Here is a 22,687-nt window from a genome sequence, read left to right as displayed (position 1 = left end):
ACTCCTGTCAGGCTAAGTGCTTCAGAATGTCTTTGCGGTTAATGGACTGAATGGGCTTGATGGCTTTCTCCAGTGCCGTGACGTTGATCTGGTTGGGTGGCAACAGGCCTTCAGGTCGTTGCTGGTATTTGCTTTGATTGATGAGCTGAACGGTGGGGGCTAAGCCATCCTGAATGCTGATCAGCACTTCATCCGCCAAGGCTTCACGAAGAGCCTCTTCGTCCTGAATAATCAGGTTGTCAATTTGTGCCTGTAGTGCGTCATAGTCGGCGAAGGCTTGCTGATAGGCTTGCACATCGCGGTTGTCCAGCGCCGCCGCTTGAGAAATGCGCAGGTATTTTTCGGCGAGTATTTCCACTTTGGAAAGCGTGAAATGCGCGACAAAGACCGAGACAATGGCAAGTGAGCCAATCCCTACAGAGAACAGAATGCCTGCCAGCGGCGTTAAAGCCGTTGTCATGACCTGATCCAAGGCGCTGTCGGGCTCTGGGTTGAGCATGGCCTCAAGTGAGATGTCTGCACTGGAGGCCATCAGCATTTCGCCCAAGCCATTGTTGTACAGTGTAACGACAATCAAAACCCCAATGCCCAGCAGGTAGGCCGGAATCAGTATGGCGGCAGCTCGGTTTACGAAGCGGATCACCGGATGCTGAGCGTTCTTATGGCCGATAAAATGCACGGCCAGCACCAGAATCAAACTGGCAAACGCCATAATCCAAGGCTTCCACACGCTGTCACTGGAGCCAAAGGTCATATCGAACGTGGCGTAGACAATCTTGGCCTCAAAGGCGACCACAAGCATCGCAATCAGGGCGCAGGCTGCCAGCGCCCATTTGATTGAGGGCAATTGTTGCGCTTCAGCCAGACTTGGCTGGCGCAAGGTTTCTAAGGTTGCCTGTACAGGCTGATTAAAAATGGTCTGGCTCATGACGTTATTCCTCATGTGGTTGAAGCGTGTGCTCATAGGCGTTCATATCGAATGCCTTGCCGCTGGCATTGGCTTGATATTGGTGGCGCTGATACATGGCGCAGGCCGCCGCTTCGCCGCGTGCGATGCATTGCTTCTGCTGGGCAAGCAGCGCGTTGATCTGCTCTTTCTTTTCTCGCTGCCGCTCCAAGTACAGGCTCTTTAGCAGCGATAGATCTGGGATCTGATGCGCGGCTACGGCTTGTTTGATATGCGTCAGTGCTTGGCTGGCAGTGCTCTGGTTAATGGGTGTCATGGCTCAGTCCTCTTTCTAACGATGGATTTAGGGTTGAAAATCAGGCGACTGATACGCCGTAAAATGGGTTCACGGTGATCAGGATCTGGGGCATAGGCCGTGACGAGCAGCTCACTGAAGTACGGTGCAATCTTCAGGCGTATCGCGCGTGCGCCAGCGCGTATGGCAATCAGGTTGCCTTTATCGGGGGAAAGAAAACGCTTCACCTGATCTGGCGTCATCACGTCTGTCTCGCGGTAAGCCTTACGACCAGTGCGATGATCAGTTTCGATATGGGTACGTTTGCCTAATGCCTGGCTGACATAGTTGTAATTGTCGGGGTGGTTGGTGGCCATGAAGAGCACCACATCGGCGTTCCCCTCAAAGCTGCCATAGGTCTGAGGGTAGGATGCCTTCATACCCTCGCGATCCTGTGCAATAGCCACTACAGACAGGCCGTATGAGCGCGCTACAGGCAGCGCCACTTCCAATGTGGCGTTGTGACCCATCGCCTGAACCTCATCAATGACAAACAGGCACTGACCTTTCTTTTTAGGGACAGATTCAAAGGTGTAAGAAACAAAGTTGGTATAGACGCGAAACAGTGGCTTCAGCTCTTCCCGCAATGACAGTACCGGCGCGACAAACGCAAACACCACATCATCTCGTGATTTCGCATCACTCAGAGGCCTTGTGGTCGCAGACAGCAAAAACTTCACCGATGGCAACGCCATCCATTTAAGTTGCTCCAGCAGGGTCGCAACCAGAGAGCCTTTGGTATCACCACTGGCATTGATAAAAGCACTGGCCGAGGAACTCACCGCCCCCTGAAAGGCGGGGTTCTCCAGCAATTTTTTATCCAGAATCTGCCTAGCCTCTTTGGGCGTGCTTTCTATCGCTCCGTCATCGTTAAAGACGCGGCAGCCATGTACGGCCAGCTCATAAACAAACAGCAGTGTGTGGCAATCGTCTTCATGGGCAGAGAGCACATGCAGGATTAAGCCCGTCAGATAGCCGCGGGCTGTATCCGCGAAGAAGGGAGTTTTAGTTTGAGCAGGCGTCACAATCAGGCTTTCAGACAGGCGTTGCGCCCACTTAACAGCGCTGTCGTGGCCTTCACGCTGCATAGCGGCCTTGATGTCATCCAGTGGGTTCCACTGCGCAGAACGCTCAGGCTCGTGCGGACGAAACACAATCCACTCACGCTTATCAGCGCGCGCCAAGGCATACGTAATCTGCCCTTTGGGATCAACAATGCAGGCACTGCCACGCCAGAGCGCCAGCATGGTGGTGATCCATGTCGTTTTACCCGCGCCGGTCATGGCGTACACCATGATATGGCGCTGAATGCGCGCGCCTACAGGCTGTACCAGCCCAAATCCTGCCCACCATACGCGCCCAATCAAAACCGTCGAGGGCGTATATAGCTGAGTCATGGTGGCCAGCGTGCCTGCAAAACCGGCGGTGGCATACTGACCAAACCGGAAGACGGTTTCACGCCAGTGCGTGAACGTCATGTGCAACCGAAATATAACCCGCCAGTACGGCAAGGTACTGGGCAGTGCTGCATAGACAGGGGGACTGTAGAGGCCAAAGGCGCGAAGCAGCTGCAGCAGAAATGCTTTCACAGCAAAGCAAGTGAGAACGTAGGTCAGTCCCATGATGACAGCTAAGTCGACAATCTCTTCAGGTGAGATTGACTGCAATGTCGCAACGAGTTCGGCTAACTCAGGCATGGACGGAATAGCAGATGATGACGTATTCATATCAGCCACCATTCCCGTAGTGGCCGAAGATACGGCGCTGTATAACGCCAATGATCAGTTTGGCAATGTGCGCCCAGAACATGAAGGCAATCACGCCAACGATGATCACTCGCCATTCAGACGGGAGGTTGTGCAAATCCAAGCCAAAAAGCATTAGGATGGCATTAACAATGTGTGTAGCAGGCCATAGGGCAAAGTCTTTCCACGAGATATTCATAGCTATATGCAACCCAAGAATGTGTCAACGTGCGATAAGGGTTAGGCTATCTCAGGTAAGGAATTGACTTGTTCCCCATGTTCCCTGCGTTAAAAGCTAGGATCTTGACACGAGGGAAATATGTTTTTTGAAAAGAGTGAGGATTATTTACCCGAAGAGATTGACGCTGTTCGGTTATGTTTAGGTGAAATAAAGGACAACGCTAAAACGAAGAAATCACGCAGTTTAGCTAACGTAAGTGATGAAACATTGGCCGACATGATTAATCACTACTACGAAGACACGTTGTCTTTTGAGGCACGCCCGATCACTAAACGGATAATCTGGCGCTTCTTAACGGGAGAAAGAAATGAAAGTGGTGATCGCGTCCAATCTGTTCCAAATAAATCCACATTGGATTTATTTGTGTCGTTTTTAACTGATGAGAAGAGTGAGTATAAAATTACGGATATTGACTCACTCATTATAAGCAATAGCAAATCAAACAATGACTTTATAATTGATCCTGAATTACTGTACAGACAGTACAATCAGAGCAATATAAGGCCTTTCCTATCGACATCACAACTCTTTGATAAGTATGGATACAAAAGCAAACAGGGATATTGCACTTTATCGTTTTCCAATACATACAGCAGGCATGCATTAGCCGTTTCGCTTGAAGTCTTTGACGCTGACCTTATTAATCTAAAAGCTGAATTTAAGGGATACTGCGTACCGACTTCTGAAGACAACTTATTCTTTATTCTCAATAGGCTTGGATCACTGGCGAACTTTCATTTGTATTCACTTGATATTGATACAGATATTTACGATGGTGAAAAAGCAAAACAGATAGGCTTTATAATGCATGATCTTCCATATCAAATTGATTATTGCGATGACTATCTTAGTTGCATCACCAACGAAACTATAAAAAATATTGCCATATTCGAAAAAATTAGTTGACGTAAAATATTTTTGGGATTATGCATTATGTCAAATTACGGTATTATTAAAAGATATGAGAGCTTAGTAAATACAGGTCAACTTAAACCTGTAAGGGAGCTAATAAAGGCAGACTTAGAGAAGTCTACAGTTAACTCCCTTAGTTTTTCTGGCTCAATGAATAATATAGAGAACTTAACTGATAAAACTGTAAAGAGCTTAATACAACACCTTTACAGAGAAAGCGAAACAGGAAGCATGTATGATCGCGACATAAGAAGAGCGAAAAGCCTTTCAAAAATATTTGGCAAAAATGACGAAGAAAGAAAACTAATCTCTCTTGGTCTTGAATTCTTAGCAGCGGTTCGCTGGCATGAATTTGACAAAATGGAAGAGTTTCTTGATGAGGATTTTCCTGTAAATTTCCAAGACCCAAGGACGTTGGAAACAGCAATGCATATTGCGACCGAGTTCAATAATGAGCGCGCCATAAAAATGCTCTTGGAAACTGAAAAATGCGATTTACTAATCAAGGACGGGATTGGCAGGCTCCCTGTATCAAACCTGTTATTAGCTAAGGGGGTTACAGAAGAACTGGGGTGGGATGTCAGAACCGCATCTGAAGCACAGGCAAGAGAACGAGGAATCGACTTCGCAACCTACCACAGGGAATGTATCGAAGAGTTCCTACCTCATATGCGTAAGTCTTGGAGTGCATTTCCAAACAAGTTCGAAATTGGTTAAATCTAGAAGACAAGAAATCAGGAGTATATTCGGCTGAGCTTAGACTCACCAAAGTACTCTTGAATTTCTAAAGAAGGAGATAAAATTTCGTTTTTTAACAGCCATTCCTGTAGAAAATGATTCCACAATACCTGAAAGAATTGGTTAATATTGTAGTCAATATTGTCAATATCTCCCTGTATCGCGGAAACACTTTGTCCCTCGAAGAAAGTATTAGCAAAATTACCTTTCAGATATTTTAGGATTCTCGTTATTCTGGTTTGAGGTGACGTGTTTTTGCTTTCGACAACAAACTCGTATACATCGGAAAAATATAATGGGTCACTCTCTATATCCAAGGAAAAAGAGTGAAAATGATATAGTCTTTCAATAAACTGCAAGGTGTACAGTGTAATCAGGCACCCAGAAACCCCAATTCTCCAGCGATCCGTTTTATCAACAAAAGAGTTGTCATCAGAAATCAGGTAAGTCAGAGTCTGAAGAAGACCTTCTTCATCAGCTTCAAATTCCTTTAAATTCGAAATAAATCGCCTTGCGAACTCATCGCTTCCCATCCATTCAAATTCATACCCATGAGCTTTGAATAGAGGAATCATGGCCTGCTCAAACCCTTGAATGTATTCATAGTCAATATCACATTCCACGTCATCACAATCATGTCGAAGCTTGAAGTGACCTAATTCATGGGCTACTAGAAACGAACTTGCTGCCTCTGCCCCCCAAAATGCATACTCCACCCATGTTGTCCTTTGGTCACGGTCAGGCTTGGAGATCTGCCTGCCCGCCAACAACTTATGAGCCATATCTATAACCAAATCACCGTACAGCATTGCTGAATAATAGATATTTTCTGGCTGGGATGTTTGGCCTGTTCCAAATTGAACACCAACAACATTATTGGAAATAATTATTTCTGACACATATCGAGCCATATCCACCAAGCTGGAATTAAATATGAAGCCGAATGAGTGGTCTGACTGATCAGAAAGAAAAGTAGCATCTAGGCCTAAACTGGGAACCACCCTGAAAAAATCACCTAATGCATCAAAGTCATTATCAAAAACAGAGTACAAGAACTTATTGATGCTATAGACCGACTCTAGGTTCTCAATAGGTGTATTAAGGTTTCTTTCGATGCAGCAAGGGAGATGATCCAAATACCCATCCGGCATTGAGCGATGAGGTTTCTTTATGCCATACACATAATCGAGAAGGTGGGCCGTATTCGGATTGTCCAAAATGTTAGAGTGCAAATCTGCTTTTAGATCAATCCCAGACCTTCGAGCGTGCTGTCTGTACAGCTTATCGAGAAGTGACTGGCAGCTTTTCATTGGCATATCGACATCCTTTTGGTTAGCCCGTACCTCATGATGATATTAAACTGAATGGACGGTCTCGTCATTCACCACTGGGATTGAACAGAGCTGCGCACTGCAAGATGTCCCTGTGTAATACAAATGCAAGCAATTGATCACAAAGGGAATCTTGGCAAGGGAACCCACTGGCGTGTTCCCGTTGCATCCCTCCGGCCTGATACCGATACAGCGTTGAGGTTTTCGGTATCACAAAACGTATCGCCGTTTCACCACTCGCAGGGGCTTGGAGACATGCCTCTCCATCCTGCACCCAACCATGCATGAACAATTGTTCGTTCAACCACCAACCATGGAGCGTTCCTGCTCCCCGATACCCCTTGACCACTTCATGGAGACCAAAGAGCGTATTCAAGCCCTTTGGAAACCTGAACCAACCCTGCGCGGATTGGATACCGTAAGCATTTCGAATGCTTAACCTCGAGTACTATTTCGCCAGTGGAGGACGACCAGGGCAATATCTGCGTTATTCAGATAAACCTTAAGCTGCATCAATGATTGTGGTTGCCCCTAGTGGTTTATGTGGTTATCTTGTATTGATTATAGCTGGTTAGGTTTTGGCTCATTTCGACACTAAGCGGACATTAAAAAGAGTAGAGATCTGAAAGGTAATAAAGAGCTATGGACTCGAGCTCGACTATATACATGGTTAACTATGGGCAGTTATGTCAGAAATAACAAATGATACAAATTCAGGTGTAGAAGCTTTAACGGGGTTCTCCTTCCAAAGGAATAGCGCAATTTTTATTGTGTTAGATAACTATGATTTCTTGGTCACCCATGATTTTTTTATATGTATAGAACATCATGATGATGTGATTTTTTCCCATTTAAATGATTCCAATGAGGTTTTTAAGGTCGATGCGTATCAAGCCAAGAAGTCCACATCTGAATGGGCAACAGAAAAAGTTTTAGCTGAAATCATCGCCAAAATGACTTTAGTCGGTCATGATCTAGACAAGGATATTATAGATAAGAGTGAAGATTACTCTCAAGGTCTAACGTTTTTAACAAATAAGAGTGTCAAGCTGAATTGTGGCTGCAAGAAAAAGAGCGAAAAAAAATATAGTGAAATCGTCAGAGAGAATAATCTTGTTGCCTTCTATAGTGATCTTCACAGCAAGATACAGGGTAATATCCTAAACAACCTTAAACACTTCACCTATGAGACTAGTCAGCTTGAGAAAGTAAGCTTTAGATATATAGATATTGGAAACACAGATAAAGCCCAGCAGAATCAATTGATCGGAATGATATCCGATCTCTTTAAAGATAAAGTATCAGATCCTAGTGCAGCCCTTGATCTTCTCCTGAAATTATTTAGACAAGTCGAAACTGTATATAATCAAGGTGGCACTAGCAAATTATTAGACGAGTCAAAGAGAGTGTATGGAAAAGATATACTCAAAGCAATCAATGTCATATGCAGTAAATCTAAGGCATTCAAACTTTGGAGAGATAATGCTCAAGAATTGTCTGAGGCTCTAAGAATACCAATTAGCAAGGGAAGGAATTATGCTGAAATTCTCAATAACTGCTTTGACTATTTTAAGGATTTAAAACAAGTAGAATTTCAAAAAATATACCACTTCGTGAATGATAATAGAGACATAGATGATTTATCTTACTCCGATGTCAGCTGCATAAAAAAAATCAACGAAAAATTTCATCAAATGCATCAAACACAATTAGATAAAATATTAGTTTCTTTCGTTATTATTGCTGCATATGTGGAGACAAGGAATATAGTATCATGATAGTTAAGTTTAAAAGCCTGTTAGTCTTTTCGGAAGTTCACAGAAAGTATTTCTACACCACTTTTAGCGAAGGCATTAATATTATAAAAGGAAAGAATACTTCTGGGAAAAGCACCCTGATCCAGTCAATTATTTACAATCTAGGAATTAATGACGGAAATGAAAAGCTAAAAGAAATTTTAAGTGAGCAGTTAATTTTTCGGCTTGACTTAGAAGTGCATAAAAATGATGAGAAAACATCATTTACATTTATTAGAGACGATCAATCTTTTTATTTATATGAAGAGGGAAAAAGGGCGCTTAGATTTGATGGTATAAACTCAGACAATTCTAATGAACATATAAAATTAAAAAAAGAAATATCTTCTATATTTAACTTCAGCCTAGCTCTGGAGAGTAAGAATGAGTTAAAAGAAGCTCCATTAGAAGTAATGTTATTGCCTTACTACATATCCCAATCTGTAGGATGGGTATATTTAAGAGAGTCTTTCAGCGGGTTAAATTTTTATAAGAACTTCAAATTTGACTACCTCGATTATTTCTTAGGTCTGACTACCGATATTGACCGGATTTTGCTACACAAGCTATTAAAGAAAAAGTCCGAAATCATAAGCGAGATTGATTTTTTTGAAACAATGAAAAGCAATAATGATCAATTACAACTATCTAAATTGTTAGATGAAGAATTTAAAGGTGAGTCGACGAAGTATCTTAAAGAGTATTCCGAGCTCAGAGGAATATTGATAAGAGAAGAGGATCATCACATTCAGCTTTGTAATAGAAAAAGTTTGGCTTCAACTAGAGAAATTGTTCTAAAGCGAGTTAAGCGAAACACCGCTAGTCAAAGGCCTGAAATAGATACATGTCCGGTTTGCGTTCAAACATTACCAAGCTCCTTTGAGGCTATATATAACCATCAGCAAGACTTAAATGATACTGTTAGTGAAATTGCATCAGTAAAAGCAAAAATCACAGACTTGCAGTCACAGATAAACTCCGCTTCGAACAAGATTGAAAAGGTAAATGGAATTATAGAAAGCAAGTATGCTGTTATTAAAAATTACTTATCTGAAAATTCATCGCTCACCTTCGACACATGGCTAGATCATAAATCCAATATGACGCTTCTTAAAAATATTGACTCGGCCATCTCCAATAAGAACACCGAGCTAATTGGAGTCCTTGATGATATTGCAGATATTGGAGAAGATGAAAACATTGAAGAGTCGAGAAATAATAAAGAAAAATTGTTTTCGACGTATTTTCATGACTGTCTTACAGACCTTGGTATGAGCTCTTTTGATGAATCACGGCATAGATTGCTATATAAAATTAATTCCTTCCCATGCCAAGGAGTTGAACTGCATAAAGCTGTCATGGGATATCATTTTGCATTGAACAAACTAATTTCTAAAACTCAAGGCATACATCGTTTCCCTTTTTTGCTCGATGCTGTCATGAAAGAGGATATCGATGAAGGTAACCGCATAACAATATTTAAATTCATCAATAAGCATTCACCAAAGGATACGCAGACAATATTTTCTGTCTCAGAATCTCTATCACATGCAAAAGACGATGAGACAACATCAAATAATATAAACCTAGTAAATGATAATTTTTTCAATGGTTCTTCCAAAATTATTCAAATAGGCGATGGAAATTCAGAAAGATCTTTTTTATCACCTTATGATGGTAATCATGAAGAACTAATTAATGAAACAATAGAAATGACTAATCTAGCTTAGAACGCCCTCTTTTGGCAGTAGGCTGATTATATTTAACATGCTATAAAATTCTTGGCGGTCAGAATTAGAAGGTATTCGTCTACTTTCGGGAAATACTGCTACCTTCTAGTAAACTGCTGGGTTTCATCAGACAGAGTGTAATGAAAAGGTCATATAAATGGATTGGTTGACGTTTACGAGTGAAGTTATTGATTCTCTTGCTTGGCCAGTAGTTATTTTAGTCTTAGGGGTGACGTTTCGTCGCCAAGTGTCGAATTTGATTCCGTATCTTAGAAAATTGAAGGCGGGGCCAGTTGAGGCTGAATTTGAAATGGACGCTAGGCAGGCTCTCGCCAACTCAGAAAAGCTTTCTGGCCAATTCCTTAAAGGAAGCACCACAAAAATAGAAAAGCCTACAGACGAGAAAGAAGCTATAGCCAAACTAATTGGTGCTCGAAATGACCCCGCTGGGATGATTATAGAAGCCTGGACGGGAATAGATGGAGCCCTGTTTCGTTTGGGCAAGCAAACGGGCTTAGTTGTCGATCCGTTAGAAAGTATTAGCAGCGTTTATAAATCGATAGTCTCGTCTGAATTGCTCTCTGACGAAACAAAACGACTAGTTATGGAGCTTTATGAACTGAGGAATCGTGTGGCGCACGCAAGAGTTAAACCTACCGTTGGTGCCGCACAGGACTACGTGCTAGCTGCTGACAAAGTGATAGATATGTTAGAAGTACAGAGAAAAAATACAGACTCAATTGAGTCCACTAAAAATTAAGGCTCGCCTTTAACGGAGCGTTAAAAGTCCGCTTTTGGACGAAAGAAGATATAAACTCTATAAAGGGAAAAGCCTTCCCCTTATTGCAGCCGCCAGAGGCGTCTTCCATCACCCCTTCAAGCGGGGACACCCCGCAACGCCCCGTAAATAATGATAGTGAGCATATTCATGCTCGCCGGTTTATCAGGTTTTCCCCTTTTGGGTAGACCTAAAAATATCACATAACTTACCTCCATCAAGACATCCCCCAGCCTTCCGCACGTTGTTTGTGCAGGCTGGGCGGTTCCCCCTGTCTGGATTCCGGTAAAACATGCGATTTAACGCTCGCTGCTCTCGCTCCTTTTTCTTGGGTTTTCAACCCCAAAAGGGGATGTGTTTTTTTAAAGATCAAAGGAGCAGACAATGAGCGAAGAAATCAGAATTTATGTGGCGTGTTTGGCGGCATATAGCAGCGGGTATTTACATGGTGTTTGGATTGATGCCACGAAAGAGCTTGATGACATTCAAGAGCAGGTCAGTAATATGCTGAAATCAAGCCCAATAGAAATGGCCGAAGAATACGCCATTCATGATTACGAAGGGTTTGAGAGTGTCAGATTAAGTGAGTGGGAAGGATTGGAACGCGCTCACAATATCGCTTGTTTTATAGAGGAGCATGGAACTCTTGGTGCAGAGCTATTGAACATCTACGACATTGAGGAAGCCTCGAAGGTACTGGAAAACAATTATCACGGCTGTTTTTCTTCGTTGGCTGATTACGCAGAACAGTTCACCTGTGAAACAAGCTCAGTGCCTGAACACCTGCAATATTATATTGATTACGAGCGCATGGGGCGTGACTGGAAAATGTCAGGTGATATCTACACTATAGAGACAGCACACGACGAGGTGCATATTTTTAGTAACCATTGATTTTTATCAGGGCTGGCCATGTTCAGCCCTGACTTTTTTGCGCGATAAGGAAACGCCAAGGCGTTGCGACATTATCATCCAACATACGCCACTACCGGCTTCATATTGTCTGCTTTGTTTCTCCGATTAACGGTTTGTTAAATACATGCGCATAAAATACAACTATAGATTTAATCGGATAGGTGGGGCAATGGGGCTTGATCACTTGAAATTACAAAGCAATACCAGTGTTTTTAACTGTGTCAAAAACACTGGTATAAAAGCTATAGCTTTTCGCCGCACGTCTTGTTTGAGAGGTGCGCGATGAGCTCCGATCAAGACACCATCCAAAAAGCCGAAACTGACCTTCGCCGTGAAAAGGATCTGGATGACTATCATAACGAATTGATGGGCAACGATGTTGGCCGCATTCAGCGTTTCGGATTTGAACATGGACGCCAAGAAGCGGCAGCAGATGAAAAGCGTAAGAAATCCGCTTTCGAGCAAATGATGTTCAATGAAGTCTACCGCGCAGCATGGGAAAGTGCCATGGATGCGGTCAATAGAGCTGAAAATGCCGTTTATGAGGCATTAATTCAAGCCAGTTATGATTTGTCCGCAGCAGAAACAAGCTATAACGATCTACTGAAACAAGCGACAACAACGACAGATGGGACAAAGGTGTTTTGCGATAAAGATGGCAATGTCTATACAGAGGACGGAGAACCTCTTCCTGCTGAGATAGCTGAATCTCTTGTCTGGGATGACAATGCGCCGACATGGGAAGAGTATTCTGCCAGCAAAGAAAATCTCACAAATGCTCAAAGCCGGTATGGTGAGGTCAATGCCAAATCAGGTCGTCTTGTTGAAATTCGTGAGGAATTAACCGACGAGAATAATCCTGCATCTATTGAGCGAATACATGAATTAACACAGGACGCATTAGACCTTCAGGAGTCATTGGATAACGAGGTAAGGAAAGAAACGAGCCTTGAGCAATCCATGAAACCTGTCATTGCGCCAGATTTATCCTTTAGCTTTTAAAGAGCCACAACCGCGTTCAATTAATGCGACCATGATTGCATTAGGTGGAACATCTGGGTACTTCTTCATGCTGGCCAAAATTAAACTGTTCCGTTCAGCATGTTTATCGCCGTAGTACCACTCAAAAACACACCGACCTTTTTGCTTGTTGCCACCCGTTGAGATGACAAGCCCAGTCATATCTATGGCGCCTTCAATCCAAAATTTCTGGTGAGCTTCATTCAGCTTTAGGAAGTCTTTGGCTGTGAAACTTTCGGCATAGGCTGCGTTAGAAACGGCTACGGCCAGTCCTGCATATAACAAAAAACTCTTTAAGAAATATTTGAAAGTTGATAAAGGTATAGTAACTGAGTAATCAGCAAGGCGTCTGGGTCAGCACTGCCACACACACTGTCAATCCAGACCCTTGCTACCACATTGATTAATAAGTGAAATTCTGATTATGCCAACTTTCAAATAGAAGTTGACAAGACAAATTAAGTCCAGACATTTCACTTGGAAAGAACATCACCATGATGACCAAGGGGCGTAACGATAACCATCCCCGCAAAGGTTCATCCATCAAGGTTCAACCAATCCGATCATTTGAGGCCATTGCCGCCATCAGAGCGCATCTGTACGGCCACCCCCGCAATCTCTGCTTGTTCACATTAGGGATCAACACAGCCTATCGTGCCAGTGAGTTGCTATCACTGACCGTGGGGCAGGTAGATCACCTGAAAGCGGGTGATATTTTGGACATCAAGCAGCAAAAGACCAATGAATACCGTATGGCCGTTTTGAATACGGTAGCGGTGGATGCTATTCAGAGCTGGCTTACGCTCCATCCCTGTCGCAGCACGGCCACAGCCCCATTGTTTCTGTCACAGCGCGGCAGGAGGTCTCTGTCTGTATCGGCGGTTAACCGCTTGGTTAAGTCGTGGTGTCGCGAGACTGGCCTATCAGGCAACTTCGGCAGTCACAGCCTGCGAAAGACATGGGGCTACCACCAGCGCATTCACAACAACGCGAACGTGGCCTTGCTCATGCGAGCCTTTGGCCACGCCACGGAAGCCCAGACACTGGACTATCTTTGCATCCTGCCAGACGAGATCAAGGCTCTTTATCTGGGGCTGGAGTTATGAAAGATACACGCGGTTCAGCTCCCAAATAGGAACTGAACTGGCAGCCAAAACTACTCAACGCAGTTAATTGTTCGGCATCAGTCTGCCCTTCAACAGAATGACTATCCACAGTGCTCAATGGTATCTACTTCATTTAGATTATACCACGCTCTATAAATACTGACTTGGCTACGGTAGCCGCGTTCAATGCCGCTGGAAATCCTGCATAAACAGATATCTGAATAATAACCTCAACGATTTCATCAGGCTTGCAACCAACGTTAAGTGCAGCATTAATGTGCACTTTCAATTGAGGTGTAGCATTACCCATGGCCGAAAGAGCCGCGACAGTTGCAATTTCGCGTGATTTTAAATCTAAACCCTCCCGGCTATAGACATCCCCAAAAGGAAATTCTATTGTGTAGCGACCTAAATCTGGAGCAATATCTTTCAGAGATTCAATAACCTTTTCTCCAGCATCTCCGTCGATTTCTTTGAGTTTTTGCCAGCCACGTGTATATCTATCATTCATGCCATTATTCATTTTTTTCTCCAATAGAGTTGAGTTCAGTAGTGTTGAACATCCGTTTAGGAGGAGATTTCCGTAGGAACTAGCGACCAGAATCGCCGACATTCTTAGAAAATTACGCCGTAGTTCATTGGGCTTATCTGAATTGTTGGCCATCGCCTCACCATTGATTGTTCTACCGTATCCTCAAGGCTAAGCTTTAGAGTAAACTCTCAGTCAAGCGATATTTTCCCGTCTAGTGCGCATTGATATAGGTTAATTTTATCATTCAGCTTTACAAGGTGTTGTTGCTCGATTTGGATTTTCTGTTGAAGCTTGGCTGAGTGTTCCTTAAGCATGTCCTGCCGCGAGGCAAGAGTTTTTTTACCTTCTTTGCGCAATGCTGCATATATTCGTATCTTCTCAATCGGCATGCCTGTTCCCTTCAATCTCTGGATAAACTCAAACCAAGCAATATCTTTCTCCTGAAAATACCTGTGACCACTAGGAAGGCGGTAGACGTCATCTAATAAACCCAGTTTGTCATAGTACCTTACGGTATGAGGGTTTACGCCCATATGCTTTGAAAATTCCGATACATTCACTGTGACTACTCCTTATCTTCGGTCAGGATCAACATTTCTGCCAGATCATATAAAAATACTACCTCATGGGCTCCGTTTGCTAGCGCTACTTTAAAACAACAGAATAATTTGCCTTACCAAACGGCCATACTCTAGATAATTTGCTGATATTCTTAATAACCAATCAGAAAATCATAGAGAACGTGGGCGTAAGCCTCCCCTCAGAGTGGCTAGAATTCAAAGGCCCACATTCGTGTGGGCTTTTTTAATGACAGAACACTAGTCTCCTATTGAAGCAAACAGCCCTTTTTTGCTAGCAAAGACTTACTTTGACCACAATTTGTTAACACCTTCGATAACGAACACAAACACACCAACAGTAAGCAGTGCTAATACGAATGCACTGAGACCAAGCTGGAAGTCACTCCATTTTGTAAAAGTACCCTTCAAATAAGGATGTATGACAAGATCCGCAAGACCTGTAGATCCAATAAACCCAAACAGTACTGCTAACCAGCGATCTATATGAGATCTACTTTTATCATTTAAATAGCGGCGCTCATCGAGATGCCAGCGTGCTCGCTCTTTAGCATCTGTAATCAAGTTTTTGGTTCCGACAGATTCCAATAAGTAATTTACTGCATCAATGATCTCACCTGCTTGACTAGACGTATGTAAAGTAGATTCTACTGACGACAGTACTTTGTACGCTGCAATTAAGCTTTCATCACTTGATGGAGAACATGCGACGGCGCAGGCTCGAGCGATTTTCAGATTAAGGTATTCAAAATGTTCAGCGCGGGCTTGATTTTCAAAGACTCTTGCTCCGGTATTTCTCTCTTCCCAAGCATCATCCGGTGAATTACTTTCTCTCAACCACGTCCATATAAGGAGTGCACGATTGCCGTGGAGTGCATAGTCATCAAAAATTCTTAAATCTGGTGGCAATTCAACAGGGTTTGTAGAACCTTGAGAACGCATCAAAAAACGAGACATTGATAAGCCGAATTTTTTATATAAGTCTTGCTTATTATCAGGTTGATCTTTGAACCGCATTATGGATACTGACGGTCTTCCTTGCCACATCAGCAACTCGCCCGAATTCGCCCGATCATCTTTACTCGTGGATGCCACGAGACTGCTTATAGCATTAACATATATTGATCGACATAAGTCGAAAGTGGATTCCCATCCATCTTCATCATCCGCACAAGCAATATGATGCAGAAGCCACAATTCATCGCCTACCTCGAATTCCCTTCCCTCACTAGCAAGTGATTCATCTAGCTTTCTGCGGCTCTCGGCACGAAGTTTTTTTATCAATCGAGTTGAACGCCATCCTTTTATCTTCTGACCACCCAAAGAAAGATCTGAGGTAAATGCTTCTGGAATTAGTAATTCCGCATCAAGTCTTTGAAGCTCACCATGAACAAATATTTGATCAAAGTAGCGTTGAAAAATATTTACAACGCTCTTAATGAAGTCCGATTCATCCATACCTTCCAACGATGAATCGATTTGGAAACTAAGGATCATCACTCCATCTGAGTATATCTTCAGCCAAGGAAATAACACTGTTTCCTCGTCATCCTTTACAAGAACTACTGGAGGCAATGCCGCCCTTAAATATAGGGGCGACCTTTTGGACTCAACACCTTCAATGCGTTGCTCTTGAAATGATAATTCCAAGCAATATGCCAAATCATGAACAATATCCGATGGAACTTTATCACTAAACTTAATATTCCAACTTGAATCCCACTGACGGCCTTCAGGTCTAATCCACTCAACTTGCGACTTGCCATCCTCGTCTATGTATATAGCCTTTAGATCTGAAAAACAGATAGCCTTAGTAAACCCTGATTTTAGGAGGTTTTTGGATGTTTTTACCAAATCAACTTCTGTCAGATTCAACCCAATAGCATAATTATAAAAACAGTTAAACTGCCGTATTTCCATGCTGTCCATTTATCTCACAATCATCAATTCTCGACTAGCCATTAGTGTCATTGACAACTAGAACTCAGGTAAATTTTCTAAGTTATCTTCCTCCTTACCGTTATCAACAGTTTTCAAGTAACTAACACCCTGAACTTTAATCACATATACTTTTTGTCCTTTAGCCCAATTACCACTAGAATTCTTAAAGACAGTTATAAAGGATGTACCATTATTGATCGCATCCACTATAGCTTGACGTTCGTATACTTCCCCTATGCCAACGGTGTCATCATTATCTTTATGTGCTTTAAGTTGGCTGATATGAGTATGATCGGCATTATACCGGACTGCTGAAATCAAATAATCTGCCCATTTAGCCATCGTGTTTCTCCCTTTGAATAGATGGTATTCAATTGTTCGTGTGAACTTCATGCCTACCATAAAGGGAAACACTCAAGGGTTGAAGAGCTTTATTTGCATAGCTCGCAGTGTACTAACGGAAAGTCTCGGCCATATACGCCGAGCTTATTAGACCACTAGCGCCTTAGTGTGATTGCTAATTACTAATAGTAACGATAGAAACGCGTCAGATTTCGGACACCACTTCCAAAACCTAACTTCATGGCACTGCTCCAACATTAAATAGTTAATCTATATCACATAATAAATATTGATAGCTTTCATTAACATCAGTAAAAATCCTTGGCCATGTAGCGACTTGTCTTTGGCTCGAATGGTCTTGTTCCTTTCCCTAATGAAGTGTCTTGCAAGATACTCTCAATTCTAGCCAAATCAGTGAATAATTGGTTTAAGTCACTTTCCATAAGCTCCACCAAATAATAAGCCCTCAGTGCGCTGCACTGGGGGCTTTTTATTTGGTGCGGCGGAATTATGAACCCTTCATAGTTCGGGGTTCTCAAAACGGCAGGATAGCCGTTTTGCACAACTCCGCTGCCCGAAGGGCGAGGCACATGGATGTGCCGAGTGCAATCCCGTCTCTGTTTCCGTCCGGGGCCTTTTTATTTGTCTGACGATCACAATTCTAAACTCATCCTATTCCCGATTTCTTTTCGCATAATTGCCCGTAGCAATCACACCGCAACCCGCTTATCCCGCGGCGCATACTCAAAAACATCAGAGTAGCAGTTCGCTTCAGTTAGCCCATACGGTGCCAGCTGATCAATAGTGCCATACACCATTCGAGGCGATCCACAGAGGTAAGCGACTGTATTATCTGAGACGTATTGGTCTTCCTGAATGACTTCGAAAATAAATCCCGTACGCCCGTTCCACTCTGGATGTTCAGATTCGAGTATGGGTGTAAAACTGAGGTTTTCGCCCTGAGTTTCCCATTCCCGGAATTCTTCGAGCAGGTAGAAGTCATCAATATCCTTATTGGACCAATACACTCTGACGTCTGCACTCGGATCTCGTGCCACTATTTCTTCGGCCAGGCATTTTATTTTTGATATCCCCGACCCTGCCGCGACCAGCAGATGGGGTTTTTTCAGGTTGCTTTGTAAGAACGCGCGCCCCATTGGCAGTGCCACGGTCAGGTGTTCCTGGCGGCCACAAATTTGCACAAGGCGGCGTAACAGCTTCTCGGTGAACAGACTGCCGTTCTGTATGAAGAGTTGTAACCTGCCCGGTTGTTTACTGTCAGGTCGATTAGCGACCGAGTAAAACAAAGAGTGAGCCTGCCCATCAATATCGATATTCAACTGTAAATAATGGCCAGCGATATAGCGTAGGGCAGCACCTGTCGACGATTCCAGTTCCACCTGGAATGTCCCCCGGTTAAGGAAGCGTACACTCGCTACCCGGCACTCAAGGGAATATCGTTCTGGTACTTCTACTGCGGCCACTTCACTCATTATTCATCCACTCACGTTGTTAGGGCCTGTTAGCACTAATTAAGCAGGTCCTCGGTGCCCACTTCCGGGCTATGACTTCTGATAGGGATAAGCTTAGAAAACTCGTTTGATGAATGAAAATGGTATATTTTCACCATTCAATTACTTTTCCTCATTATTAGATGGATAAGCTATGATCGAACGTAGTCATCTCAGAATCATTCAGGCCGTCGAAGAGCATGGCTCACTGACGGCCGCTGCCAGAGAGCTGTGCGTCACTCAGTCCGCACTCAGTCATACGGTGCGCAAACTCGAAGACAACCTGGGAACGCCTGTCTGGCTTCGCGAGGGTCGCAGTCTCAGACTCACTCAGGCAGGCCGGTACTTGCTCAACATCGCCAACCGGGTGCTGCCTCTGCTCTTTCACGCCGAAGATAAACTGAAGCAGATGGCTATGGGGGAGCGTGGCACTCTGCGTATCGGGATGGAATGTCACCCATGCTACCAGTGGCTCCTGAAGGTAGTGTCTCCGTTTCTGGATGCATGGCCGGATGTGGATGTCGATGTTAAACAGAAATTCCAGTTCGGCGGCGTCGGTGCCCTGCTCGACTATGAAATTGATCTGCTGGTTACCCCTGACCCCTTTTACAAAAGTAACCTGAGCTTTACCCCGGTGTTCGATTATGAGCAGGTACTTGTAGTGCCCAAAGATCATGCTCTCACGAATCAGCCATTCGCGGAGCCTGAAGACTTACGCAATGAGGTCTTGCTGACCTACCCCGTCGCCACCGACCGTCTGGATATCTACTCACAGTTTCTGACGCCTGCCGGCGTCGTACCAAAGCAGCATAAAACCAGCGAGACCACCGAGATCATGCTGCAAATGGTCGCCTGTCAGCGCGGTGTAGCCGCTTTGCCTCGCTGGTTAGCGGAAGAATACTGCCAAAAACTGCCACTCGACGTTGTCCGCCTCGGAGAACAGGGCATCGCGAAGCAGATCTATCTCGGAACCCGTGAAGGCGACGAGGAGATCGGTTACCTGAAGGCCTTTATTGATCTCGCGAAGGATTATGAGCACCCGTTTTCCGGCTGAGCCAATGAGTAATCTACTCTACTTCGGTATACGACCATTTCCACAGTCATAGTGGGCAAGGTGTCCTCGCCGCCCATCATTTCATTATATTTACTCATACATTGATTATATAAAATCAATTTTACTCATGCATAAAACAGCGTAAAACGTGCTCTCAGATCGCATCCGAGACGGTTATCAGCCAGTTTCGGAACAATGACATCGAACACTGAACCTGGGAAACGGGAGATACGCAGCCATGAGTAACGGTTTTTCATACACGATCAAGCGTGTGATCTTTGATGAAGATTACACGCCCTCTGATGCCACACGCGTCACCACTAACTTCGCTAACCTTGCTCGGGGTGAGCAACGCGAAGAAAACCTGCGCAGCGCCTTGCGAATGATTGATCGTCGCTTTAATGCTCTGGCTCCATGGGACAACTCACGTGGCGACCGCTACTCGCTTGAGCTCGAAATCATTTCTGTCGATATTGATGTCGAGGGCAATGGCCACGGCTTCCCCTCTATCGAGATACTGAAAACTAATATTATCGATCACAAGACCAGTAAGCGTATCGAAGGGATCGTCGGTAATAACTTTTCATCGTACGTGCGTGACTATGACTTCAGCGTACTGCTTCGTGAATACAATGCCGGCCAGAAACAATTCAGTATTCCTGACGACTTTGGTGAACTGCATGGCAAGCTATTTAAAGACTTTCTTAAGTCCGATACGTACAAAGAGAATTTCAGCAAACTACCGGTTGTCTGCCTCAGTGTTTCAGACACCAAAACGTATCACCGCACTGAAAACCAGCATCCGGTTCTTGGGGTTGAATACACTCCAAATGAAACCTCGCTGACAGAACAATACTTTCGCAAGATGGGCTTCGACGTCCGCTATTTTATGCCACCAGACAGTGTCGCTCCGCTGGCATTTTACTTTATCGGTGACTTGCTTACGGACTACACGAACCTGGAACTGATCAGCACCATCAGCACCATGGAAACCTTCCAGAAAATTTATCGACCTGAAATTTATAACGCTAACTCGGCCGCCGGGTACGAGTACCAACCTGACCTGACACACAGTGACCACTCACTTACTCAGGTTGTGTATGACCGCGACGAACGCAGCCAACTGGCGATTAAACAGGGCAGGTTCGCTGAGGAAAACTTCATTAAACCGTACCAGAAAATTCTTGAAAAATGGTCAGCCGATTTCACCTGATCCGTTACCTGTATTCAGATAGAGCCAACGATAGACTTAACAACAGAGCTAACAATGAAAAAGCTATTTCCAACGTCAACGGCAGGTAGCCTGCCTAAACCCACATGGTTAGCTGAACCCGAGAAACTCTGGTCGCCATGGAAACTCGAAGGTAAAGCGCTCCTCAATGGGAAGCAGGATGCGCTGCGCGTCTCACTTCAGGAACAAACTGTCGCGGGTATCGATATCGTCAGTGATGGCGAACAGACCCGCCAACACTTTGTGACCACCTTTATCGAAAACCTGAGCGGCGTCGATTTTGAGAATAAGAAAACGGTGCGTATCCGCGACCGTTACGACGCCAGCGTACCTGGAGTGATTGGGCCAGTAAGTCGTCAGAAGTCGGTATTTGTTGAAGACGCTAAGTTCCTGCGTAGTCAAACAGATCAACCGATTAAGTGGGCTCTACCCGGACCTATGACCATGGTTGATACCCTCTACGATGATTACTATCAGGATCGTAAGACACTCGCATTCGAGTTCGCCAAGGCTCTGAATGAGGAAGCTCGCGAGTTACAGGCGGCCGGCGTTGATATTATTCAGTTTGATGAACCGGCTTTTAATGTATTCCTCGATGAGGTTAATGACTGGGGTATCGAAGCGCTGGAAAGGGCGACGGAAGGTCTGACCTGTGAGACCGCTGTGCATATCTGTTATGGCTATGGCATTAAAGCCAACACCGACTGGAAAAAGACGCTCGGGGCTGAGTGGCGTCATTACGAAACAACGTTTCCCGCGATCCAGAAATCCAGCATCAATATTGTTTCGCTGGAATGCCACAACGGCCGTGTTCCGATGGAAGTTCTGACTCTACTTAAGGGTAAGAAGATTATGGTGGGCGCCATCGACGTAGCAACCGATACGATTGAAACGCCAGAAGAAGTCGCAGCGACGCTTCGTGAAGCACTGAAATACGCCGATGCCGATAAGATTTATCCTTGCACTAACTGTGGCATGGCCCCTCTTTCACGGGAGATTGCGCGTCAGAAGTTGCAGGCTCTGGCGGCTGGCGCAGAGATCATTCGCAGAGAACTGGCGGATTAAACATGAATATTATTGAATTTATGTCGGGTCATCTGATGACCATTCTGGCATTAGTAGTGACAGGGGTATTCGCTGGAATTCTTGCTGGGCTGCTGGGCGTGGGCGGTGGTATTGTGATTGTGCCTGTGCTGTATTTCCTGTTTCAGGGATTTGGCGTTTCGGCCGACTCAGCCATGTTAGTCGCGACAGCCACTTCACTCGCAACGATCATTCCCACCTCCATCAGTTCAATCCGCTCACATCACCGGCTTGGCAATGTAGATCTTGATCTGTTTAAACGCTGGAGTCTGTTTATCCTGACGGGTGTTCTGGCAGGAAGCTGGCTGGTAACTCGCGCAGACGGCGACTGGCTGACCCTCCTGTTCGGTATCATTGCAACACTTGCGGCACTGAACATGTTGTTCAGAGCAGGAAAGCCCGCATTGTTCCCGGGATTACCCAATTCTGGCGGCCAGGCCGTTATGGGATCGTCAATCGGCTTTTTCAGTGCGATGGTCGGGATAGGAGGGGGCACACTTTCTGTACCACTGCTTACGCTGTTTAACTACCCAGCACATAAAGCCGTGGGAACGGCAGCGGCAATCGGGCTAATTATTGCTTTGCCAGGCGCACTGGTGATGCTTTTACTAGGTGCGGCCCCAGAAGATGCACCCGTTGGCACCTTTGGTTTAGTCAACCTGATCGGCTTTATCTGCATAGTGCCGTTGACGGTACTGTTCGCACCCGTGGGCGCCCGGCTTGCCTCATCACTTGATGCGGGATTGCTCAAAAAAATCTTTGCCATTGTTCTGCTGTTTACCGGGTTACGTATGTTGGTACAACTCTCGCTGTAGTTAACGTCATAAATCGCCTGACTGCCTGGCCAGACTCTAGCGGACAC

General features: G+C 44.6%; 23 protein-coding genes. 12 read left to right on the top strand and 11 right to left on the bottom strand.

Translation table 11 applies throughout. The features are described 5' to 3' along the window. Positions 1 to 7 precede the first annotated feature (7 nt). The 4 genes from BW941_RS00615 to BW941_RS17695 are packed head-to-tail and all read right to left on the bottom strand — an operon-like array spanning position 8 to position 3,185. Positions 8 to 928 (bottom strand): hypothetical protein, encoded by a 921-nt coding sequence (locus tag BW941_RS00615; RefSeq protein ID WP_076513358.1) that lies wholly within the window; start codon positions 926 to 928, stop codon positions 8 to 10. A 4-nt stretch (positions 929 to 932) separates the two neighbouring features. Next, positions 933 to 1,223 carry a hypothetical protein gene (locus BW941_RS00610; protein WP_076513355.1) on the bottom strand — a complete coding sequence of 97 codons (291 nt, stop codon included), beginning with the start codon at positions 1,221 to 1,223 and terminating at the stop codon, positions 933 to 935. After that, complete coding sequence (locus BW941_RS00605) at positions 1,220 to 2,968, bottom strand: type IV secretory system conjugative DNA transfer family protein (RefSeq protein WP_076513352.1); 1,749 nt, start codon at positions 2,966 to 2,968, stop codon at positions 1,220 to 1,222. Before BW941_RS00605 ends, BW941_RS00610 begins: the two co-directional genes overlap by 4 nt. A 1-nt stretch (position 2,969) precedes the next feature. Continuing rightward, the gene (locus tag BW941_RS17695) at positions 2,970 to 3,185 is read right to left on the bottom strand and encodes a hypothetical protein (RefSeq protein ID WP_139325705.1); all 216 of its coding nucleotides are present in this window, start codon (positions 3,183 to 3,185) and stop codon (positions 2,970 to 2,972) included. Positions 3,186 to 3,305: 120 nt separating this feature from the next. Between BW941_RS17695 and BW941_RS00600 the strand changes: the two genes are divergently transcribed. After that, a complete protein-coding gene (locus BW941_RS00600) occupies positions 3,306 to 4,133 on the top strand; it encodes a hypothetical protein (RefSeq protein WP_076513349.1) in 828 nt (275 codons plus the stop codon). 27 nt (positions 4,134 to 4,160) lie between these two features. Then, positions 4,161 to 4,856, top strand: coding sequence for an ankyrin repeat domain-containing protein (locus BW941_RS00595; protein ID WP_076513346.1), 696 nt, complete (start codon positions 4,161 to 4,163; stop codon positions 4,854 to 4,856). A 17-nt stretch (positions 4,857 to 4,873) separates the two neighbouring features. On the opposite strand, the gene BW941_RS00590 is transcribed toward BW941_RS00595, so the two are convergent. Next, complete coding sequence (locus BW941_RS00590; protein ID WP_076513344.1) at positions 4,874 to 6,193, bottom strand: hypothetical protein; 1,320 nt, start codon at positions 6,191 to 6,193, stop codon at positions 4,874 to 4,876. A 701-nt stretch (positions 6,194 to 6,894) separates the two neighbouring features. Between BW941_RS00590 and BW941_RS00580 the strand changes: the two genes are divergently transcribed. From BW941_RS00580 to BW941_RS00560, 5 genes are all read left to right on the top strand, one after another. Further along, the gene (locus BW941_RS00580) at positions 6,895 to 7,986 is read left to right on the top strand and encodes a dsDNA nuclease domain-containing protein (protein WP_076513340.1); all 1,092 of its coding nucleotides are present in this window, start codon (positions 6,895 to 6,897) and stop codon (positions 7,984 to 7,986) included. Then, complete coding sequence (locus BW941_RS00575; protein WP_076513338.1) at positions 7,983 to 9,734, top strand: hypothetical protein; 1,752 nt, start codon at positions 7,983 to 7,985, stop codon at positions 9,732 to 9,734. The genes BW941_RS00580 and BW941_RS00575 overlap by 4 nt, the downstream gene beginning before the upstream one ends. 157 nt (positions 9,735 to 9,891) lie before the next feature. After that, on the top strand, positions 9,892 to 10,494 hold the full coding sequence (locus BW941_RS00570) for a hypothetical protein (RefSeq protein ID WP_076513336.1): 603 nt from the start codon (positions 9,892 to 9,894) through the stop codon (positions 10,492 to 10,494). A gap of 402 nt (positions 10,495 to 10,896) precedes the next feature. After that, entirely contained in the window at positions 10,897 to 11,406 is a 510-nt protein-coding gene (locus BW941_RS00565; protein WP_076513334.1) for an antirestriction protein ArdA, read from the top strand. A 303-nt stretch (positions 11,407 to 11,709) separates the two neighbouring features. Beyond that, positions 11,710 to 12,429 carry a hypothetical protein gene (locus BW941_RS00560; protein ID WP_076513331.1) on the top strand — a complete coding sequence of 240 codons (720 nt, stop codon included), beginning with the start codon at positions 11,710 to 11,712 and terminating at the stop codon, positions 12,427 to 12,429. On the opposite strand, the gene BW941_RS00555 is transcribed toward BW941_RS00560, so the two are convergent. Further along, positions 12,412 to 12,732: a hypothetical protein gene (locus BW941_RS00555; protein ID WP_076513328.1), complete on the bottom strand. Its 321-nt coding sequence runs from the start codon at positions 12,730 to 12,732 to the stop codon at positions 12,412 to 12,414. The genes BW941_RS00560 and BW941_RS00555 overlap by 18 nt on opposite strands. Positions 12,733 to 12,941: 209 nt before the next feature. Here BW941_RS00555 and BW941_RS00550 point away from each other — a divergent pair, with 209 nt between their 5' ends. Continuing rightward, the gene (locus BW941_RS00550; RefSeq protein ID WP_084188457.1) at positions 12,942 to 13,553 is read left to right on the top strand and encodes a tyrosine-type recombinase/integrase; all 612 of its coding nucleotides are present in this window, start codon (positions 12,942 to 12,944) and stop codon (positions 13,551 to 13,553) included. Between the two features lie 133 nt (positions 13,554 to 13,686). Here the strand turns inward: BW941_RS00550 and BW941_RS00545 are convergent, their stop codons facing one another. The 5 genes from BW941_RS00545 to BW941_RS00525 form a co-directional block, all read right to left on the bottom strand. Continuing rightward, entirely contained in the window at positions 13,687 to 14,076 is a 390-nt protein-coding gene (locus BW941_RS00545) for a carboxymuconolactone decarboxylase family protein (RefSeq protein ID WP_245820015.1), read from the bottom strand. 197 nt (positions 14,077 to 14,273) lie between these two features. Further along, on the bottom strand, positions 14,274 to 14,645 hold the full coding sequence (locus tag BW941_RS00540; protein ID WP_076513326.1) for a MerR family transcriptional regulator: 372 nt from the start codon (positions 14,643 to 14,645) through the stop codon (positions 14,274 to 14,276). A gap of 303 nt (positions 14,646 to 14,948) precedes the next feature. Further along, positions 14,949 to 16,592 (bottom strand): hypothetical protein, encoded by a 1,644-nt coding sequence (locus tag BW941_RS00535; RefSeq protein WP_076513323.1) that lies wholly within the window; start codon positions 16,590 to 16,592, stop codon positions 14,949 to 14,951. Between the two features lie 48 nt (positions 16,593 to 16,640). Further along, positions 16,641 to 16,946 carry a DUF3892 domain-containing protein gene (locus BW941_RS00530; RefSeq protein ID WP_076513321.1) on the bottom strand — a complete coding sequence of 102 codons (306 nt, stop codon included), beginning with the start codon at positions 16,944 to 16,946 and terminating at the stop codon, positions 16,641 to 16,643. A gap of 710 nt (positions 16,947 to 17,656) precedes the next feature. Beyond that, positions 17,657 to 18,439 carry a ferredoxin reductase domain-containing protein gene (locus BW941_RS00525; protein WP_076513319.1) on the bottom strand — a complete coding sequence of 261 codons (783 nt, stop codon included), beginning with the start codon at positions 18,437 to 18,439 and terminating at the stop codon, positions 17,657 to 17,659. 172 nt (positions 18,440 to 18,611) lie between these two features. Between BW941_RS00525 and BW941_RS00520 the strand changes: the two genes are divergently transcribed. The 4 genes from BW941_RS00520 (at position 18,612) to BW941_RS00505 (ending at position 22,640) form a co-directional block, all read left to right on the top strand. Continuing rightward, the gene (locus BW941_RS00520) at positions 18,612 to 19,511 is read left to right on the top strand and encodes a LysR family transcriptional regulator (RefSeq protein ID WP_076513317.1); all 900 of its coding nucleotides are present in this window, start codon (positions 18,612 to 18,614) and stop codon (positions 19,509 to 19,511) included. A 238-nt stretch (positions 19,512 to 19,749) separates the two neighbouring features. After that, on the top strand, positions 19,750 to 20,724 hold the full coding sequence (locus BW941_RS00515; protein WP_076513315.1) for a DUF1852 domain-containing protein: 975 nt from the start codon (positions 19,750 to 19,752) through the stop codon (positions 20,722 to 20,724). 54 nt (positions 20,725 to 20,778) lie between these two features. Next, the gene (locus BW941_RS00510) at positions 20,779 to 21,807 is read left to right on the top strand and encodes a methionine synthase (RefSeq protein WP_076513313.1); all 1,029 of its coding nucleotides are present in this window, start codon (positions 20,779 to 20,781) and stop codon (positions 21,805 to 21,807) included. A gap of 2 nt (positions 21,808 to 21,809) precedes the next feature. Further along, positions 21,810 to 22,640: a sulfite exporter TauE/SafE family protein gene (locus tag BW941_RS00505; RefSeq protein WP_076513311.1), complete on the top strand. Its 831-nt coding sequence runs from the start codon at positions 21,810 to 21,812 to the stop codon at positions 22,638 to 22,640. The last annotated feature ends 47 nt before the right edge of the window (positions 22,641 to 22,687 follow it).

Origin of the sequence: Thalassolituus maritimus, assembly GCF_900156675.1 — a bacterium.
GTDB lineage: Bacteria > Pseudomonadota > Gammaproteobacteria > Pseudomonadales > Oceanobacteraceae > Thalassolituus > Thalassolituus maritimus.
Note: the sequence above shows the minus strand (reverse complement) of the source record. Positions and strands in the feature narration are given on the sequence as shown.

Coding starts and splice junctions, on each gene's coding strand:
- BW941_RS00615 (WP_076513358.1), bottom strand. CDS start 928: ATGAGCCAGACCATTTTTAATCAGCCTGTACAGGCAACCTTAGAAACC.
- BW941_RS00610 (WP_076513355.1), bottom strand. CDS start 1,223: ATGACACCCATTAACCAGAGCACTGCCAGCCAAGCACTGACGCATATC.
- BW941_RS00605 (WP_076513352.1), bottom strand. CDS start 2,968: ATGAATACGTCATCATCTGCTATTCCGTCCATGCCTGAGTTAGCCGAA.
- BW941_RS17695 (WP_139325705.1), bottom strand. CDS start 3,185: ATGAATATCTCGTGGAAAGACTTTGCCCTATGGCCTGCTACACACATT.
- BW941_RS00600 (WP_076513349.1), top strand. CDS start 3,306: ATGTTTTTTGAAAAGAGTGAGGATTATTTACCCGAAGAGATTGACGCT.
- BW941_RS00595 (WP_076513346.1), top strand. CDS start 4,161: ATGTCAAATTACGGTATTATTAAAAGATATGAGAGCTTAGTAAATACA.
- BW941_RS00590 (WP_076513344.1), bottom strand. CDS start 6,193: ATGCCAATGAAAAGCTGCCAGTCACTTCTCGATAAGCTGTACAGACAG.
- BW941_RS00580 (WP_076513340.1), top strand. CDS start 6,895: ATGTCAGAAATAACAAATGATACAAATTCAGGTGTAGAAGCTTTAACG.
- BW941_RS00575 (WP_076513338.1), top strand. CDS start 7,983: ATGATAGTTAAGTTTAAAAGCCTGTTAGTCTTTTCGGAAGTTCACAGA.
- BW941_RS00570 (WP_076513336.1), top strand. CDS start 9,892: ATGGATTGGTTGACGTTTACGAGTGAAGTTATTGATTCTCTTGCTTGG.
- BW941_RS00565 (WP_076513334.1), top strand. CDS start 10,897: ATGAGCGAAGAAATCAGAATTTATGTGGCGTGTTTGGCGGCATATAGC.
- BW941_RS00560 (WP_076513331.1), top strand. CDS start 11,710: ATGAGCTCCGATCAAGACACCATCCAAAAAGCCGAAACTGACCTTCGC.
- BW941_RS00550 (WP_084188457.1), top strand. CDS start 12,942: ATGATGACCAAGGGGCGTAACGATAACCATCCCCGCAAAGGTTCATCC.
- BW941_RS00545 (WP_245820015.1), bottom strand. CDS start 14,076: ATGAATAATGGCATGAATGATAGATATACACGTGGCTGGCAAAAACTC.
- BW941_RS00535 (WP_076513323.1), bottom strand. CDS start 16,592: ATGGACAGCATGGAAATACGGCAGTTTAACTGTTTTTATAATTATGCT.
- BW941_RS00530 (WP_076513321.1), bottom strand. CDS start 16,946: ATGGCTAAATGGGCAGATTATTTGATTTCAGCAGTCCGGTATAATGCC.
- BW941_RS00525 (WP_076513319.1), bottom strand. CDS start 18,439: ATGAGTGAAGTGGCCGCAGTAGAAGTACCAGAACGATATTCCCTTGAG.
- BW941_RS00520 (WP_076513317.1), top strand. CDS start 18,612: ATGATCGAACGTAGTCATCTCAGAATCATTCAGGCCGTCGAAGAGCAT.
- BW941_RS00515 (WP_076513315.1), top strand. CDS start 19,750: ATGAGTAACGGTTTTTCATACACGATCAAGCGTGTGATCTTTGATGAA.
- BW941_RS00510 (WP_076513313.1), top strand. CDS start 20,779: ATGAAAAAGCTATTTCCAACGTCAACGGCAGGTAGCCTGCCTAAACCC.
- BW941_RS00505 (WP_076513311.1), top strand. CDS start 21,810: ATGAATATTATTGAATTTATGTCGGGTCATCTGATGACCATTCTGGCA.